The organism is Clostridium sp. HGF2, from assembly GCF_964240115.1.
GTDB classification, from domain to species: Bacteria; Bacillota_I; Bacilli_A; order Erysipelotrichales; family Erysipelotrichaceae; genus Clostridium_AQ; species Clostridium_AQ innocuum.
In genome coordinates this window covers 91,095-108,169 of record NZ_CAXSSO010000009.1, presented here as the reverse complement: position 1 = coordinate 108,169, position 17,075 = coordinate 91,095, and the positions used below count along the sequence as shown (strand labels likewise).

General features: G+C 47.7%; 21 protein-coding genes. All 21 read left to right on the top strand.

What is annotated here, in order from left to right; translation table 11 throughout:
- Positions 1-68 precede the first annotated feature (68 nt).
- The 21 genes from ACESPQ_RS15475 to ACESPQ_RS15375 all read left to right on the top strand — a co-directional run bounded on the left by ACESPQ_RS15475 (position 69) and on the right by ACESPQ_RS15375 (position 17,061).
- Positions 69-509 carry a SpoVA/SpoVAEb family sporulation membrane protein gene (locus tag ACESPQ_RS15475; protein WP_038274527.1) on the top strand — a complete coding sequence of 147 codons (441 nt, stop codon included), beginning with the start codon at positions 69-71 and terminating at the stop codon, positions 507-509.
- A gap of 1 nt (position 510) precedes the next feature.
- Entirely contained in the window at positions 511-1,509 is a 999-nt protein-coding gene (gene spoVAD / locus ACESPQ_RS15470) for a stage V sporulation protein AD (protein ID WP_008727756.1), read from the top strand.
- Positions 1,506-1,859 carry a stage V sporulation protein AE gene (gene spoVAE / locus ACESPQ_RS15465; RefSeq protein ID WP_002609180.1) on the top strand — a complete coding sequence of 118 codons (354 nt, stop codon included), beginning with the start codon at positions 1,506-1,508 and terminating at the stop codon, positions 1,857-1,859. The genes spoVAD and spoVAE overlap by 4 nt, the downstream gene beginning before the upstream one ends.
- Complete coding sequence (locus ACESPQ_RS15460) at positions 1,859-3,235, top strand: spore germination protein (protein WP_373144542.1); 1,377 nt, start codon at positions 1,859-1,861, stop codon at positions 3,233-3,235. Before spoVAE ends, ACESPQ_RS15460 begins: the two co-directional genes overlap by 1 nt.
- Before the next feature lie 357 nt (positions 3,236-3,592).
- Positions 3,593-4,330, top strand: coding sequence for a segregation and condensation protein A (locus tag ACESPQ_RS15455; protein ID WP_002609178.1), 738 nt, complete (start codon positions 3,593-3,595; stop codon positions 4,328-4,330).
- Complete coding sequence (scpB, locus tag ACESPQ_RS15450) at positions 4,323-4,871, top strand: SMC-Scp complex subunit ScpB (protein WP_002609177.1); 549 nt, start codon at positions 4,323-4,325, stop codon at positions 4,869-4,871. The genes ACESPQ_RS15455 and scpB overlap by 8 nt, the downstream gene beginning before the upstream one ends.
- A 489-nt stretch (positions 4,872-5,360) precedes the next feature.
- Positions 5,361-5,495, top strand: a complete 135-nt coding sequence (locus tag ACESPQ_RS15445) for a hypothetical protein (RefSeq protein ID WP_257271881.1) — start codon at positions 5,361-5,363, stop codon at positions 5,493-5,495.
- 183 nt (positions 5,496-5,678) lie between these two features.
- Entirely contained in the window at positions 5,679-6,662 is a 984-nt protein-coding gene (locus tag ACESPQ_RS15440) for a D-alanyl-D-alanine carboxypeptidase family protein (RefSeq protein WP_002609175.1), read from the top strand.
- Entirely contained in the window at positions 6,659-7,231 is a 573-nt protein-coding gene (locus ACESPQ_RS15435) for a spore maturation protein A (RefSeq protein WP_109770007.1), read from the top strand. The genes ACESPQ_RS15440 and ACESPQ_RS15435 overlap by 4 nt, the downstream gene beginning before the upstream one ends.
- On the top strand, positions 7,224-7,736 hold the full coding sequence (locus ACESPQ_RS15430; protein WP_002609173.1) for a spore maturation protein: 513 nt from the start codon (positions 7,224-7,226) through the stop codon (positions 7,734-7,736). Before ACESPQ_RS15435 ends, ACESPQ_RS15430 begins: the two co-directional genes overlap by 8 nt.
- Positions 7,737-7,765: 29 nt before the next feature.
- Positions 7,766-8,095: a cell division protein SepF gene (locus ACESPQ_RS15425; RefSeq protein WP_002609172.1), complete on the top strand. Its 330-nt coding sequence runs from the start codon at positions 7,766-7,768 to the stop codon at positions 8,093-8,095.
- Between the two features lie 61 nt (positions 8,096-8,156).
- Positions 8,157-8,894, top strand: a complete 738-nt coding sequence (locus ACESPQ_RS15420) for a pseudouridine synthase (RefSeq protein WP_373144541.1) — start codon at positions 8,157-8,159, stop codon at positions 8,892-8,894.
- A 224-nt stretch (positions 8,895-9,118) separates the two neighbouring features.
- Positions 9,119-9,877 carry a 16S rRNA (uracil(1498)-N(3))-methyltransferase gene (locus ACESPQ_RS15415; RefSeq protein WP_109770011.1) on the top strand — a complete coding sequence of 253 codons (759 nt, stop codon included), beginning with the start codon at positions 9,119-9,121 and terminating at the stop codon, positions 9,875-9,877.
- Entirely contained in the window at positions 9,861-10,646 is a 786-nt protein-coding gene (locus tag ACESPQ_RS15410; protein WP_109770012.1) for an RNA polymerase subunit sigma, read from the top strand. The genes ACESPQ_RS15415 and ACESPQ_RS15410 overlap by 17 nt, the downstream gene beginning before the upstream one ends.
- Before the next feature lie 4 nt (positions 10,647-10,650).
- Entirely contained in the window at positions 10,651-11,976 is a 1,326-nt protein-coding gene (gene mtaB, locus ACESPQ_RS15405; RefSeq protein WP_002609168.1) for a tRNA (N(6)-L-threonylcarbamoyladenosine(37)-C(2))-methylthiotransferase MtaB, read from the top strand.
- Entirely contained in the window at positions 11,954-13,414 is a 1,461-nt protein-coding gene (locus ACESPQ_RS15400; protein WP_002609167.1) for a UDP-N-acetylmuramoyl-L-alanyl-D-glutamate--2,6-diaminopimelate ligase, read from the top strand. Before mtaB ends, ACESPQ_RS15400 begins: the two co-directional genes overlap by 23 nt.
- Before the next feature lie 123 nt (positions 13,415-13,537).
- Complete coding sequence (rpsU, locus tag ACESPQ_RS15395; protein ID WP_002609166.1) at positions 13,538-13,717, top strand: 30S ribosomal protein S21; 180 nt, start codon at positions 13,538-13,540, stop codon at positions 13,715-13,717.
- Positions 13,718-13,950: 233 nt separating this feature from the next.
- Entirely contained in the window at positions 13,951-14,847 is an 897-nt protein-coding gene (locus tag ACESPQ_RS15390; protein ID WP_257379261.1) for an ABC transporter ATP-binding protein, read from the top strand.
- Complete coding sequence (locus ACESPQ_RS15385; RefSeq protein WP_002609164.1) at positions 14,840-15,637, top strand: ABC transporter permease subunit; 798 nt, start codon at positions 14,840-14,842, stop codon at positions 15,635-15,637. Before ACESPQ_RS15390 ends, ACESPQ_RS15385 begins: the two co-directional genes overlap by 8 nt.
- Before the next feature lie 307 nt (positions 15,638-15,944).
- Positions 15,945-16,145: a YabP/YqfC family sporulation protein gene (locus tag ACESPQ_RS15380; RefSeq protein ID WP_002609163.1), complete on the top strand. Its 201-nt coding sequence runs from the start codon at positions 15,945-15,947 to the stop codon at positions 16,143-16,145.
- The gene (locus ACESPQ_RS15375) at positions 16,135-17,061 is read left to right on the top strand and encodes a sporulation protein YqfD (protein ID WP_118002624.1); all 927 of its coding nucleotides are present in this window, start codon (positions 16,135-16,137) and stop codon (positions 17,059-17,061) included. The genes ACESPQ_RS15380 and ACESPQ_RS15375 overlap by 11 nt, the downstream gene beginning before the upstream one ends.
- Positions 17,062-17,075: the final 14 nt, after the last annotated feature.

Below are 17,075 nucleotides of genomic sequence, written 5' to 3'. Positions count from 1 at the left end.
ATGTTTTTCTGAACTCGTTTTATAACTCCATAAAACATGTGCATACTAGCCATGAAGGAGTGATTATGATGGATAAGAAAACATTGCAGGATACTGCAAAAAAACATGTACCTGCTCAGCACAAGGGCAGAAATGCACTGATTGCATTCATCAGCGGAGGAGCTCTTGCTGTTGTGGCACAGCTGTTTATGATGCTGTGTATGAATATGTTCGATTTGGATAAGGATACCGCGGGTTCGGTGACCGTCGTTACGGTGATACTGATTACAGCAGTGCTGACCGGCTTCGGTGTCTATGATAAGGCAGCACAGAAATGCGGTGCGGGATTGTTTATTCCCATCAGCGGTTTTGCGAACTGTCTGACCTCCTGTGCGATAGAGGGGCGTACAGAGGGACCGATTTTCGGTATCGGCAGCAATATGTTTAAGCTGGCAGGCTCGGTTCTGACTTATGGAATCACAGCGGCATTCGTCTTTGGTACGATTCGCTACCTGCTTTTTGGTGCCTGATATGCATACAGTTACATTTAAAAACGTCTATGTACAGGCGCGCTCTACTGTTGTAGGGCCATTGGAAAAAGAGGGGCCGCTGGGAAGCCTTTTTGATAAGAGCTATGCGGATGCTTACTGCGGGGAGTCCAGCTTTGAAAAGGCGGAACGTGTCCTGCTGGCTGATGCCGTTGACCTGACCCTGCGTAAAGCAGGCAAGGGCGTAAGTGATATTGATCTGCTGGTCGGCGGTGATCTCATCAATCAATTGACCAGCTCGCATTATTTCGCCAAGGATCTGGAGGTTCCCTTTCTTGGAATGTATGGTGCCTGCTCCACTTCCTCTCTGGTTATCGGTAACGGCTCCGTATGGGTAGAGCATGAGCTGGCGAAGCAGGTTTTGGCCTTTACCAGCTCACATGTGGCAACTGCCGAGCGGCAGTTTCGCTTCCCCAACGAATATGGAATTCAGAAAAAGGAAACGACGACCTCGACAGTGACAGGCGCCGGTGCTGTATTGCTGTCAAATCAGAAAAGCAACATCCGGGTAACTGCCTTCACCCCGGGCAGAATCGTCGACTGGGATCATAAGGACGCCAATGATATGGGGCTGGCAATGGCACCGGCTGCCTATGATACGATTACCCGTCATCTGAAGGATATGCATCGTGAGCTGAAGGATTATGACATGATTGTTACCGGGGATTTATCAAAAATCGGATTCTCCTTTCTGGTTGATCTTATGAATCAGGAGGGCTATAACATTGATAACCGCCTGCATGACTGCGGCTTGATGATTTATGATTTTGAGCATCAGGATATCTTCTGCGGCGGCAGCGGATGTGCCTGCAGTATGTGCGTATCCATGGCAAAGCTGCTGAAGAAGCTTGAGGACGGGGAGTGTTCCCGCATTATGGTGGTTGCGACAGGTGCACTGCTTTCACCGGTGGCGGTTGCACAGAAGGGAACCATACCATGTATTGCACATGCCATCGTATACGAAAGGAGTGATGTGAAATGATGACTTTTATCAGCGCGTTTGTCGTCTGCGGCGGAATCTGCCTTGCAGGACAGCTGATCTATGATAATACCAAGCTTACAGCGGGGCATATCACTTCTTTATTTGTGGTGATCGGAGCGGCACTGGATACCTTTGGATGGTATGACAAGCTGTTGGAGTTTGCCGGTATGGGTGCCTCTTTGCCGATTACCAGCTTTGGACATTCTCTGATTCACGGTGCTCTGGCAAAAGCACAGAGTGATGGCATCATGGGGATTCTGCTAGGTATGTTTGACTTGACGGCGGCCGGAATCACCAGTGCCATTCTGTTTGCCTTTCTGGCAGCACTTGTGTTTCGCGCCAAATCCTAATGATGAAGCTGACACAGCGCCTGGAGGAAGTCCGCACTGCATTGTCGCCGTCCTTTGACATTGTCTACCGCCATGTCACGATTCAGAATACACAGGCATGGCTGATATTCCTTTCCTCCCTTTCTGACAGTGAGCTGATCGCATCTCTGGTGGAGGGCTTTGTAATCACAGCAGGAAATGATTTGCACATCACCTTTTATCCCGGTGCAGTTGATAAGGTGACCGATCAAAAAAAAGCAATCACCAATATGCTGAGCGGACAGTGTCTGGTGCTGATGGATAACAACGAGGTCTACTATTGCATAGAAACCAGGCATTATCCGGCAAGATCCACAGCAGAGCCGAATGTGGAGAAAAGCGTACGCGGAGCCCATGACGGCTTCGTGGAAAATGTTATCCTCAATGTCGGCCTGATCCGCCGCAGAATCCGCGATCCGCGCCTGGTTGTCACGATGAACAAGGAAGGTGTTAAGACGCGAACGGACGTTGCCTATCTGTATATTGACGGTCTGGTGGATGTGGATGTGCTGCATGATTTTGAAAGCCGTATGCATACACTGCCGGAGGCGGAAATCCTCAGCGAGCGAAATCTGGTGGAGCTGCTGTATGGGAAAACATGGAATCCCTATCCGCATGTCCGCTATTGTGAGCGTCCGGATATCTGTGCAATTCACCTGCTACAGGGGTATCTGATTGCACTTGTCGATAATTCTCCTACCGGTGTAATCCTTCCGACAACGTTTTTTGAACAGACCAAGCAGATTGAGGAATACACACAGACAACGCTGGTGGCAACCTTTACCCGTGTCCTGCGTCTGATCGGCATTGTGTTTTCTCTATATCTATTGCCGCTGTGGATTGCACTGGTCATCGACCAGAATCCGACATTGCTCAATATACCGATTCAGCATGTTAATGTGTATCAGTTTGGGTTTCAGGTGATTCTGGCGGATATCATTGTGGAATGGATCCGACAGTCTCTGATACATACACCGACCATCCTTTCCAGCATCATGAGCTTTGTGGCTGTGTTTCTGCTGGGGGATATGGCAATTGAACTGGGAGCCTATACAAAAGAGGTTCTCATCATGGTGGCCCTGGTCAATATCGGCAATCTGCTGACACCGAGCTATGAGCTGTCTCTGGCCAATAAGGTATTTCGAATCTTTATCGGCTTTCTGGCACTCATGTTCGGCATCAGCGGCTTCTGCGTCGGTGTCCTGCTGCACATTGTGATACTGCTGTCAACAAAGACCATCAAATTTCCATACCTGTATCCGCTCATTCCGTTTTCCTATAAGGAATGCGGCCGAATTTTATTCGGTGCACCTATCAAGGTCAACCGAGATACATCCTCTAAATCAACCAAGGGTTAATGAAGAACAGATGCGCATTTCTGTTCTTTCCCAGTATCAGGCTTCTGTTTGGTGTCTTCTGTGTTCCTTGGGGAAGGAAAGCGGGTAGGTTACAAAATGCTGTGGAGCCGACCGTGTCTTCTGTTAGGAAAGCTTGTGCGCATGGGAGCTTTTGCGGCTGTCTGTGGCAGGCAGCCTGTACCTTTTCCATACATGGGATGCATGTATCCTACATACAAAAAAGACTTGAAGAAGCTGTCATTCGTTTGTAAACAAGGCGATTCTGCATAAAAAAGATGAAAAATAAGGACTGTGTGAAAATTTATCTACATTTTCATGCGGTTTTTTGCTATAATAAAAAAATGCGAGGTGATTTCTATGGCGTTTACGGTGACAATCGATCAGTTTGAGGGTCCGCTTGACCTGATGCTGCATCTGATCAAGGATAATAAGCTGGATTTGTTCGAGCTGGATATGGACCTGCTGACGGATCAGTATCTGCATTATCTAAATGCCATGGAATCAATGCATCTGGAAATTGCAAGTGAATATCTGGCAGAGCTGGCTGGTCTGATTGAATATAAAAGCAAGAAGCTGCTGCCACGGGAAAAGGTTGTCATTGAAGAAGAGTATGAGGAGGATCAGCGGGAGAAGCTGGTTCGCCGATTGCTGGAATATCAGCGCTATAAGGAAATCAGCGAGCAGTTTGAACAGAAATATGAGGAACGCCAGCTGATGATGAGTAAGCCGATGAGTGAGGAAACACAGAAATGGCTGCATACAACGGTGGAAGGGGAATTTGTGGGGAATCCCTATGATCTCATTAAGGCGATGAACCGTGTGCTGCGCAGAGCGGCGCTGACACATCCTTATGAAACCAGAATGACGGTCAAGGAGTTATCTCTGGATGAGCGTGTTATACAAATTAAGAGCCGGCTAAAGAACTGGGTAGGAAAGATGAGCTTTGAGGAGCTGTGCAGTGACTGCACGGATCTGCACATGATTATCGTTACGTTTCTGTCCGTTCTTGATTTAATCAAGCATAAGGAAATGACCTTCCACATAGATGAAGAAGAAAACATATGGATCATTCGAGGTGAACAAGTATATGCATGAGCATGAAAAACGGGTTCTTGAGGGACTGCTTTTTCTGAGCGGTGATGAGGGACTGAGCATCGAGCAGCTGAACGGCTGTGTCGAGGAGCTGGATAAAAAGGAAATTGAAGTAGTACTGGATGAGCTGATGCAGGATTATCTTGCGGATGTGCACGGAATCGAGCTGGTTCGCTTTGGAGGAATTTATAAATTCGTATCCAAGGAGGCAATCCATCCGTATGCGCAAAAGCTGTTCAGCTCTACCAAGGTGGCAACGCTATCCAATGCCGCATTGGAAACTTTGGCAATCATTGCCTATAAGCAGCCAATCACCCGTGCAGAAATCGAGGAAATACGCGGTGTGAGCTGTGATATGATGGTGCGTAAGCTGCTGGCGAGAAATCTCATCAAGGAATGCGGCAGAAGCGATGCACCGGGCAGACCGTTTTTATATGAGGTAACGGAGGAATTTATGGATACCTTTAAGCTGGTCAGTCTGAAGGAGCTCCCGGAGCTTCCGGATTTCAAGGACACCATGGAGGAAGAGCTGTTTGAGGAATAGCTCTTTTTTAATATGGATGAAGACCGAGGCAGGACAGTGAAACAGAGTTCTTCCTCGATTTTTGAAGAAAGCTGTAAAAAACGTTGAGAAGATAAACGCTGCGTTGGCGGATACTTCTTCTTTTTCAGCTTTATGTGCGTAAGAACAGAAACAGATAAGTTTTGTTTTGTTACGTTTGTGGAAAAGTCACAACTTTTCCACTGTATAAAGGCAGGGTATTGTGGGAAACTGCAATCTTTTCCATATTTTCGCATATTATTCCACAATACTTTACACATGTATCATTGCAGACTATACTGTAAGTGTACCAAGGAAAGGTACTTAAAAAAGCTTATATACAGGCTGGTACTGCAGAAAACTGGATAGATACGGAAACGATATAATAAAAGAACGGATTCCGTGCACTGGTCAGCGAGTAGGTGGACACCTGTAAAGGCTGTGAGAATCCCGGAAGAAGAAACTGATGAGACTTATAAATACGAAGAACGTATGAGAATTAAGGAAGTCAGGAAACAGGTATTTGGAAGGGAAGCTCGGACATGGGGACGAAAGCAGGCAGAAATTGAAAAGAGCGAGTACGCCAGAACAACGAATGCTGTGAATGTAGGAAGCATGGAAGAGTAGCTCATAGCTGTGGATTACGGATATCGAAACTGGTGAGACTTATAAGTGCGGGAAACGTACGAGAGTTAAGGAAATCAGGAAACGGGTAGAGTCCGTAATGCACGTATATAGAAAAAGGAGAACGCAAAGGAAAAGGCGTTCTCTTTTTTTGCGTGCGCACATATACTTTCGTAGGTGATGTGAATGAAACGAAGTCTTTGTATCCTGCTGTGTCTGCTGCTGCAGCTGATGAGTGTCCATGCGGAGAGCTATGTGGTGTTGAGTGGTGCGGACAATACGATTGTAGAAGAAAAAAACAAGGATGAAAAGCAGAGTGTGGCATCTATTTCCAAAATCATGACCGCTGTGATCGCGATTGAGCATGGGCAATTGGATGAATCCTTTGCAGTTGATGATGAAATCAATAAGGCCTATGGAAGCAGTGTCTATCTGAAGCAGGGACAGCAGGTAACCATGCGGGATCTGCTGTATGGACTGATGCTGAGAAGCGGAAACGATGCAGCGGTGGAAATCGCAAAGCATGTTGCCGGCTCTCAGGAAGCCTTTGTTGAGCTGATGAATCGAAAGGCGGCAGAAATCGGCATGAGCAATACGACGTTTTCCAATCCCAGCGGTCTGGATGAGGAGGATGGCGGCAATATATCTACAGCCAATGATATGGCGGTATTGATGAGCTATGCGATGAAAAACAAAGAATTTCGTACCATTACCGGAAGCAAATATTATACGACTGACTGGAATATGCGCTGGAAAAATAAAAACCGTCTGCTGTTTGACTACCCCTTTACCGTCGGCGGAAAAACCGGCTTCACCAAAAAGGCCGGGCGGACACTGGTGAGTGCTGCTGAGCATGACGGGGTGGAAAGCATTGTGGTGACGCTGCAGGAGGGGGATGATTTCGCCTTCCATGAACAAAAGCATACCGAGGTGTTTCAGAAGATGGATGTGGTAACGATCATGCGCAAGGGTGACTATACGGTAAACGGCAGGAAATTCCATGTCCCGGAAACGCTGAAGGTAACACTGCATAAGGACGGCAGTGACAAGCTGCGCGTTAAGACACACTTTGACCATAAGGATTTTGTTGTTGAGGTACAGAAAAATGATGACGTGAATGTATACAGCTTCGCAAGTAAAAGGGCAAGGGGAGGAGGTCTGTTTTCGTGAATATCATCTGGCTGCTCATCGTGCTTGTCACGGTTCTCTACTGTCTGATGACCGGGAATGTGAGCATCATCAATGATGTTTTTCTCAATGTGGGCAAGGAAACCCTCGACTTTGTGATTCCGCTGCTGTGTGTGACCTGCTTCTGGAACGGAATTCTTTACATCGCACGGGATGCCGGAATCATTCATGGCTTGGAACGGCTGTTTCATCCTCTGCTGAAGCGGCTATTTCCGGATTTGAAGGACGATGAGGAAACACTGGGCTATGTGGCAACCAACGTGGTCGTCAACATGGTGGGGCTGGGCTCTGCGGCAACACCGGTCGGCCTGCAGGCGATGAAGGGCATGCAGCGGCACAATCCGGATAAGGATACGGCCTCCCGCTCCATGATCACCTTTCTCGTCTTGAATACGGCTGGTGTTACCCTGCTGTCCACGACGCTGATTGCCATGCGGGCCTCCTTCCACTCCCTGAATGTGACCGGCTTTATGCCCTATGCCATTGTATCGACGATGTTTGCCTCTGTTGTCGGTCTGAGTATTGACCGCTGGTGGAATTACCGTGATTAACACAGATTATATATTGCCGGTCCTTGTGCTGGTCATCGTCGCCGTCGCCCTGCTTCGCCGCATCAATGCCTACCATTCCTTTACCGAGGGTGTCAAGGACGGGATGAAGCTGTTTCTGGATATTTATCCCGCGCTGCTTGCCATGATGTGTGCAATCGCGCTTTTGCGCCAGAGCGGACTGATGGATATGCTGTGCAGCGCACTGGCTGCTCATATTGCGAATATCCCCAAGGAAATCTGGCCAATGGTAATCTTTCGCCCGATTTCCGGAAGCGCCTCTTTGGCAGTGCTGGTCGATATCTTTCAGGTTTGCGGTGTTGATTCGCTGGCCGGCAATATGGCCAGCATCATTCAGGGCTCTACCGATACGACCGTCTATGTGATCACCCTGTATTTTTCCAGTGTGGGAATCCGTAGAATCAAGAATGCGCTGGCGATCGGACTGCTGGCGGATGTGGCCGGGATTTCCATGGCCATTCTGCTGGCACTGTATGTGTTTGCGTAATAAAGATATAAATAACAGGAGGAATGAAAATGGCAGATATGAACGATGTAAAAAACAGATTAAAGAATATGCTGGCAGTGAATGAGGAAAAGGCTGCTGTGGCTGCGGAAAAAAGCGACCATGTTGTCTGTGTGTTTCGTCTGGACAGCTTTGATGATGTAGAGGCTGTGGGTGAGGCTTTGAAAAAGAATTTTCTGGTGTTGCTGGATATCACGGCATGCGATGAGGAGTGTGCACGCAGAATTCGTGACTTCATGAAGGGCGTTGCCTATCCGATGCAGGTATGGATTCAGGAGATGAGCGAGAACATTCTGGTATATCTGCCGGATGGCTATCAGATTCAGGAATTCCAGAATTAGTCGATTTTGCTTTTCAAAGCGCAGCATTTCATGTACAATACCCATGTGAGGTGTATAGTATATGGAACGATTACAGAAAGTGATTGCGGCAGCCGGAATCACATCAAGAAGAAAAGCTGAGGTTCTGATCAGCGAGGGAAGAGTCGCTGTGAATGGAGAAATCATAACAGAACTTGGATATAAGGTAAAGCGCGGTGATCTCATTGAGGTGGACGGCAAGGCGATTGAAAAGGAAGATAAGGTCTATTTTCTGATGAACAAGCCGAAGCGCACCATGTGTACTAGCGATGATGAATTCGGAAGACAGACCGTGGTGGATCTGGTGGATTGCAGGCAGCGTATTTTTACCGTGGGACGTCTGGATTATGATACCAGCGGGGTGATTATTCTAACCAATGACGGGGATTTCGCAAATGAGATCATTCATCCGCGATATCACATTCCCAAGGTGTACAATCTGACAATCAATGGCATATTGACGCCGGAGGATATGAAGAAAATAAAGGCGGGTATCGTGCTGGATGACGGCATTAAGACTCTGTCTGCGAAATATCGCATGACGGAAAAGGACACAGAGAAAAATCAGTGCAGCTTTGATTTGACGATTGTCGAGGGAAGAAACCGGCAGATCAAGCGGATGATGGAGGCGCTTGGCTATGAGGTGCGCCGTCTGCACCGCAGCAAGCTCGCCTTCCTGCATTGCAGTGATCTGCGGCAGGGAGAGTACCGTGTGCTGAAGCCCTTTGAGGTGAAGCAGTTGCGCAGTCTTGCTCAAAAGGGAGAAATGAAGCAGCGCTAGCAATCGCTGTTGGCTTTTTTGACAGGTGCAGCAATAACAGAAGCCATAAGGATATGCAGGCAGATATGAAAAGCCTGAACGTGAGCATGAGAAAAGAGGAACGAATCAGGCAAAGGATGTCGGATTCGTTTTTTGTGCTGTTTCCACATGTGTGCTTACGTTTCTGAAATGTTTTTTTTGTTGAAGAAACACAGAAAATGATGTATGATTAACGCGGTGATTTTATGCAGCAATATTTTGTAAATACACTGGCGATGCCAGGAAAATTGATACCGATGACAAAGGAACAGACACATCACATCCGCCGCGTTATGCGTATGCAGCAGGGGGATGTGATTCGTGTTGCCGACAACAGCGGCCGCGTACTGCTGGCGGAAGTGGAATATCATCAGGAGGAAGCAGCGGCACGAGTGGTAAGGGAAGTGCGTGATCGCTCCCGAACAAGTGTAGAGCTGATTCTTGCACAGGGGATGATCAAGGGGGAGAAATGGGACTATCTGCTGCAGAAAAGTGCAGAGCTGGGGGTGGCGGAAATCATTCCGTTTGTATCCAGTCGCTGTGTTGTAAAAATCAAGGATGAGAAATCGGAAAAGAAAATTGTACGATGGAATAAAATTTTATGTGAGGCCTGTGAGCAGTGCAAGCGCTCTACGCTGGTGCGTCTGCAGCCGCCCTGCACATTCTCACAGCTGTCGCAGATCGATGCCGACCTGCGGCTGATAGCCTATGAGGATGCCGATTGCAAAAGCGAGCGCCTGTGTGAGGTGCTGCGTGCACATCCATCCCCAAAGCGTGTTTTGATGGTGGTAGGCAGTGAGGGCGGCTTTTCGGCGGATGAGGTTGAAGCGCTGACTGCATCCGGCTTTCACCGCGTATCTTTAGGCGGACGGATACTGCGTGCGGAAACAGCGGCAATCTCGCTGCTGAATTCCATTGAGTTTTACTACGATATGGCAGGTGAAAAAGATGAAGACGATATATGATCGGCTGAATAAGGTGTATGATAAGACACTTCTGGATCAAAAGGATATCCGGAAGCATTACCGTACCATCTGCGACCTGCTGGAGGAATATCAAATTCCCCACGACGGGAAAAGCGATGATGCTGTGATACAGAATGAAATCGTCTATGAATCCCTGCTCGTAAAACGGCAGTTCGAGGATGTTTTTTTTGATACCTATGTAAAAATGTTCGATTACTGGTATGATCTGAATTATCTGGAGCGTAAGGCACAGATGAATGTGGATGTGGAACGCTTCGTGAAAGAGCTCCGGCATTTTGAGGCGGATGGTGAAACGATTTATATGCCTGCCTTTGCGCCGGGCTTTAATCATCTTTATCATACGGAAATCGTGCTGCTGGATTTGAAGCAGTATCATAAATTCATCCGGGAGTGCGCAAAGGAAGTGCAGTACAGGCGCTATGGTGCCAAGCCGTTTCAGTATGGCTTTTCCAGCTGTGAGCTGCTGGCGGAGGCGGATGAGGGCTATGTCGTCTTCCATCCGGTCCTGCATCGCTGGTATCTGTATGATGCAGGCGGATTAAAGCGCAGCGTATCCGTGGATATGAAGCAGGAGCTGCAGGAGGACTGGAAGCAGGAAATCGCACTACTTCTGTTAAAGGAGCAGCACGAAGCACTCGTTGCGTTTTTGAACGAGCATGCACTAATCAAAAAACGATTGGGCAGAAAGCTGGAAAAGCTGCTGGAGAAGCAAAAGAAAAAGCAGGAAAAGAAGGCAGACAAGGAGTGACGACATGACGACATTTGCAATAGCCACACTGGGCTGCAAGGTAAATACATATGAATCACAGGGCTATGAGAGTGCCCTGGTGGATAAGGGCTATGAACAGGTATCCTTTAAAGAAAAAGCGGATGTCTATATCATCAACACCTGTGCCGTGACCAATACGGCCGGCAGTAAATCCCGTCAGAAAATTCATGCGGCCATCGCTTTGAATCCGGAGGCGCTGATTGCCGTTGTCGGCTGCTATGCACAGACGGCAAGCGAACAGCTGGAGCAGGATGCCAATATTGATATTCTGCTGGGAAGTGATGGAAAAAGCAGACTGGCGGATATGATTGAGGAGGGTCTTCGAAAGAAGCGTCCGCAGAAGCTCATTCATGATGTCCGCAAGGTCAATGTGTTTGAGGCGCTTCCGATTCATCGCTTCGAGCATCAGACACGGGCTTTTTTGAAAATACAGGACGGCTGCAATCAGTTTTGCAGCTATTGTATCATACCGTTTGCACGCGGAGCGGAGCGCTCGTTGCCGGAGGATGAGGTACTTGCCATCGCACGAAGTCTGAGCGAAAGCGGCCATCGGGAAATCGTGCTGAGCGGCATCCATACCGGACGCTACGGCAATGGCATCAACAGCAGTCTGTGCCAGCTGATGAAGCGCATGGTGAAGGAAATTCCCAAGCTGCAAAGAATTCGTATCTCCTCGATTGAAATGAATGAAATCACGGATGAGCTGCTGGAATTTATAAAGGGGGAAGAAAAAATCGCCCGGCATCTGCATATTCCCGTGCAGTCTGCCAATACTACGGTATTGAAGAATATGAATCGTCCCTATACGATAGCATGGTTTATGGAACGGGTGGACTATATCCGCTCCCTTATTCCGGATATTTCCATATCCAGCGATGTCATTACCGGGTTTCCGCAGGAAAGTGAAGAGCAGTTTCAGGATACCCTGGATAATATCGCTCGCATGCGCCTAAGCTTTCTGCATGTGTTCCCGTATTCCCGCCGCGATCATACAGCGGCTGCGCAGATGAGCGGTCATCTGGAAAATAAAATAAAGAAAGAACGCGCATCAAGACTTGCGAATCTTTCCAAACAGTTATATACTGCTTATAAACAGAATTTCATTGGAAAGGAAGTTTCTGTCATTTTTGAGAAGGAAAAAGATGGAAAACTGATCGGACACAGCAGTGAATACCTGGAGGTCGCAGCAGCGGCTCCGCTTGCCTGGCTGCATACGATGCATACCGTACGCATCACGGCACTGGACGGGGATTTGCTGGTTGGCTGTCCGCTAAAGGAGGAGTCTTATGAAGCTGTCTCAAATGTTTGAAAATGCCCCGGAGATTGAAATTGCAGGGCTGTGCATCGATTCCCGCTGCGCCAAGGCGAATGATATGTATTTCTGCATGGAGGGCATGGTGCATGACGGGCATGAATTTATTGATGATGTCATTGAAAAGGGTGTAAAATGCATCGTGCATTCCAAGCCGGTGGACGATATGAAAAAAGGGGTAGCCTATATTCAGGTGGAAAATGTCAATCGCACACTGAATCGGGTGGCGTCCATGTTTTATGGGCATCCAAGCCGTAAAATGAAGGTGTTCGGTGTTACCGGAACAAACGGGAAGAGCACCATCACCAGCATTATTCGGGATGTATATTCCCATTTTGCGCCCTGTGGCTATATTGGAACGATATCCATCAGCTATGGAGAGGTGACTCTGCCGCCGTCTTTGACAACGCCGGATGCTGTACTGATTCATAAAACGATGAAGGATATGGTGGAGCATGGCATGCAGGCGGTTGCTTTGGAGGTCAGCTCGCACGGTCTGGAGCTGGGACGTGTGCAGAGCGTGGATTTTGATGTCGCTGTGTTCAGTAATCTGACCTATGACCATCTGGATTTTCACGGTACGATCGAGCATTACTTCGAAGCGAAGAAAAAGCTGTTCACCAATCTGAAAAAAGAGGGCGTTGCTGTGTTGAATGCGGATGATGCCTATGTGGATCAGCTGGCGGATGCTACCGAGGCCAGTGTTGTTACCTATGGCATTGACAATCACGCGACCTATCAGGCGGAAAATATCCGGATTGAGAAAACGGGATCACGGTTTACCCTGGTTCATGGAACAGAGCGCTATGAGGTTTCAACCAATCTGGTTGCCCTGTATAACATATACAACCTGCTGGGTGCTGTGGCCGCCATGGCGGAAAGCGGTATACCGATTGAACAGCAGCTGCCCTATCTCAATGATATCCGGCAGATTGAAGGGCGTATGGAACGTATTGACGAGGGACAGCTGTTTAATGTCATCGTCGATTTTGCCCATACTCCGGACGGTATGGAAAAGGTTTTTGAATATGCGAAGGATATCACAGAGGACGGACACAGCATTATTGCCGTGTTTGGCTCTGCCGGCAAGCGGGATACAAAGAAGCGCAGGGTCTTCGGCGAAATCGCGAGCCGTTATTGCGACAGCATCATTCTGACGGAGGATGATCCCCGGGATGAGGATCCGCGGGAAATCGCAAATGAAATCAAAAGCGGTATCAGCGATACGAATAATATTTTCATCGCGGATCGTTATGCCGCCATACGGCAGGCCATCGAGAGTGCCAATGTGAAGGATACCGTCCTGATTCTCGGCAAGGGGGATGAGGTATTCATGTATCGGGAGTTCGGACGTGAGCCGTGGATGGGGGATCACAATGTCGCTCGTCACTGCATCCGCAAATACAGTCTCGGACTGGAGGATGATGAAAAATAAGGTTGTAAAATAAGTATAAAAAAATTTTCTGTATGAATTTATAGAAAATGAACATATTTATGTTGCATTTTCATATGTTTTTCAGTATAATAATATTGCTTGCATCAGAAGGGAGGGTAAATCATGCCGAAAGTAGTACTTAAAGAAAACGAAGTTCTTGATGATGCTTTACGTAGATTCAAACGTCAAGTATCAAGAAATGGAACCCTTGCTGAAGCTCGCAAAAGAGAGTTTTACGTAAAACCTGGCGTTCGTCGTAAATTAAAGTCAGAAGCTGCGCGTAAAGCACGTCGTGGAAAATAGAAGAGGCCGATAGGCTTCTTTTTTTTATACTTCCGCTTGTGCATGGTGAATAGGCTTACCAAGGGAGCTGCTTTGTATAGGGGCTGTGGTGCGTGTATAGAGGAGCCGGCCAAAAGCTGGCGTGGTAAAAAAAGAAATTGAAAAAAGCTGCTGTGCAGGGGGTTGTGCAAACGAGTCAATCTGCTATAATCAGCATGAAGATGAGATACACCATGAACATGGGGAGGTATACTATGCAAATCATCGAAATAGAGCGTCTCAGCCGCGATTATAGAGAGGGGAGGGGAATCTTCGATATTTCCTTTTCCATCGCTGAGGGAGAGGTTTTCGGCTTCCTGGGGCCGAATGGGGCAGGAAAGACAACGACCATCCGTCATCTGCTTGGATTCCTGAAGGCAAAACAGGGTTCAGCGAAAATTCTCGGGATGGACTGCTGGAAGCAATCCGATGCCATTACCAGACAGCTTGGCTATATACCGGGAGAAATCAATCTCCTGAATGAAATGAGCGGTGAGGAATTTCTGCGCTTTATGGCACGTTACCGGAACATGCAGGACAGCGGACGGACACAGGAGCTGCTGGAGCGCTTTGAGCTGCGGCCAACCGGGGCCATACGTCGCATGTCCAAGGGAATGAAGCAGAAGCTGGGAATCGTAGCGGCTTTTATGCATGATCCCAAGGTGCTGATTCTGGATGAGCCGACCAGCGGACTGGATCCGCTGATGCAAAATGCCTTTGTCGAGCTGATTCAGGAGGAAAAGCAGAGAGGAAAGACAATCCTGATGTCTTCCCATATGTTTGAGGAAGTGGAAAAAACCTGTGATCGCATCGGCATCATCCGGAAGGGACATATGGCGGCAATCGAGGATACCGTCATCTTGCAGAAGAATAAAACGAAGACATACATTCTCACCTTTGCCGATTCCTCGCAGACACAGCGTTTTTTGCAGGAGCGACTGCAGATGAAGCAAATGAGTGAGCTGTGTGTGCATGTATATGTCCGGGAGGATCTCAAGGAGCTTCTGCAGCTGCTGCCGGCCTATGAGCTGCGCGATCTCAATGTCGCAACACAGAGTCTGGAGGATATCTTTTTGCAGTATTACGGAGAGAAGGGAGAAGCACATGAATAAGACACTGTTTCGTATGGAGTGGAAATCGGCATGGAAGCTGCTGCTGATTTTCATTTTGATTCTAGCGATGTATTTCAGCATTATGCTGACGATGTTTGATCCGGAGCTGGGCTCTGCGCTGGCGCAGTTTGAGAAGCTTATGCCGGAAATGATGGCAGCGGTTGGCATGAGCGGCACAGCAGCTACTCTGGTGGATTTCTTCTCAACCTATCTGTATGGCATGATCATGATTATGTTCCCGTTTTTGTTTTCTGTTATTCTCTCCCTGCGACTGCTTGTCAAAAAGGTGGATAACGGAAGTATGACCTATCTGCTGAGCTGTGGTGAAAAGCGAAGCCGTGTCTGGATGACTCAGCTGGCTGTGCTGCTGAGTGCGCTGTTTCTTCTAATTGCCTTCTGTACGCTTATGGGTATTGTTTGTAGTATACTCATGTTTCCGGGCGATTTGGATATTGCAGCCTTTCTGCGGCTGAATCTGGGATGCCTGCTGCTACAGACAGCATTGGCGTCCATCAGCTTTCTCGCTTCTTCCGCCTTGAATGAATATCGGCATGCCGCTTTGATCGGTGCCGGAACTGGTGTTGTATTCATCATGATACAGATGCTCGCCAATATGAAGGGAAATCTTGAAAAGCTGCAGTATGCGACGATTATGACGCTGTTTGACACACAGGGGCTGATTGCCAATGAAGCACAGGCATGGGCACGTCTGGGTGTGCTGCTTCTGATCGCTGGCAGCTGTCTGCTCATCGCCCGGCGAAGCTTTATGCAAAGAGATCTTTCCTTATAGTTGTCTGCGGCTGCTTTGAGGCATTTCCTGTATGTGCAGGACTGCCTCTTTTTTGTCTGCACTGTACATGCTTTATACATGAGCAGAAGCCCCTCTCAAAACAGCTTGTGTTCATAAAATAGAACTCCGTGATAATGAAAGCTTTACATGAAAGTGCATTCATGCGGGTGAAAAACAACATTTTATTTACTTTTAACAAAATTATAACATTTCCTGTTTATCTTTTCTTTATAATGGAAACGAAGGAGGATAGCATTCACAGGCATAAAACCTCACGCACAAACGTATTTTGTATAGAGGTGAGAGTATGCTTTCCATAGATAAGAATCAGGTCATGATTGAACATTACCGGGAACTGACCCTGGTGAGCGAAACGAGAATACAGGTGACGATGAAATCCTACCGTATCACGATAGACGGGGAGCAGCTGCATGTGCTGGCACTGGGAAAGGATGAGATCCTGCTGGAGGGCAGTGTGCAGAATCTGGCGTTCGCATATGAAAAATAGAAAGGGTTTCGGTCTTGATCAATGGAAAGTGCAGGCCTCTTGCGATGAGTTTTTATGGATTACAAAGAAAAATCAGCTGGAACTATACGATATTACTCTACATCGAAACTATATTCAGTTCTACGCATCCATTCTGCAGCGCCCGAAAATCTACCGCTGCTTTGAAACATGTGATCTGATCACAACCACCGGTATGCTGGGATATGCACTGCGCAGCCTGAAAAAGCCCTGTCGCATTGCGGCAATTCTGCTTTCTATCCTGCTGTGGTACGGTCTTTCGTCCATGGTATTTGAAATACAAATCAAGGGGGAAAAGGATGAAAGCCGGAAGCTGATTGCGGATACCCTGAAAAAGATGGAGGTTGTACCACCTTTTAAAAGCAGGGATGTCTCACAGCTGAAGACACAGCTGAAAAAGAATCTGGAAAATGATATCGCCTGGCTGGAAATTGAGAAACAGGGCAGCCGGTATCTGATTACCTATACGCCAAAGGAATTTGCCTCCTTATCCCAGCTGGGACATGAGGAGCTGATTGCACAGGAGGACGGTATGATTGAGCGCTTTGATATACAGCATGGAAACAAGCTGCACAAGGTCAATGAATTTGTGCATAAAGGTGATGTGCTGGTCAGCAATGTGCTGGAGGATTCCAAGGGCGGCAAGCAGGAGGTATATGTCAAGGGACGTGTCTTTGCCTATGTCTGGAAGGATATCACCGTGACGATGGACAAGACAAGGGAACCGAAGGCCTTTCAGTATTTTCAGCTGCTGTTTGATGCCAGACGCAAGGTGAGCGAGGACTTTCACAAGGACGATCGCATTTACAAGGAAAATATTTTGCAATTCTCTACAGATATGGGTAAAATAAAGATGGTGATTCATTACACACTGATCAAGGACATCACCACACCATAACGATAAGGAGCGCC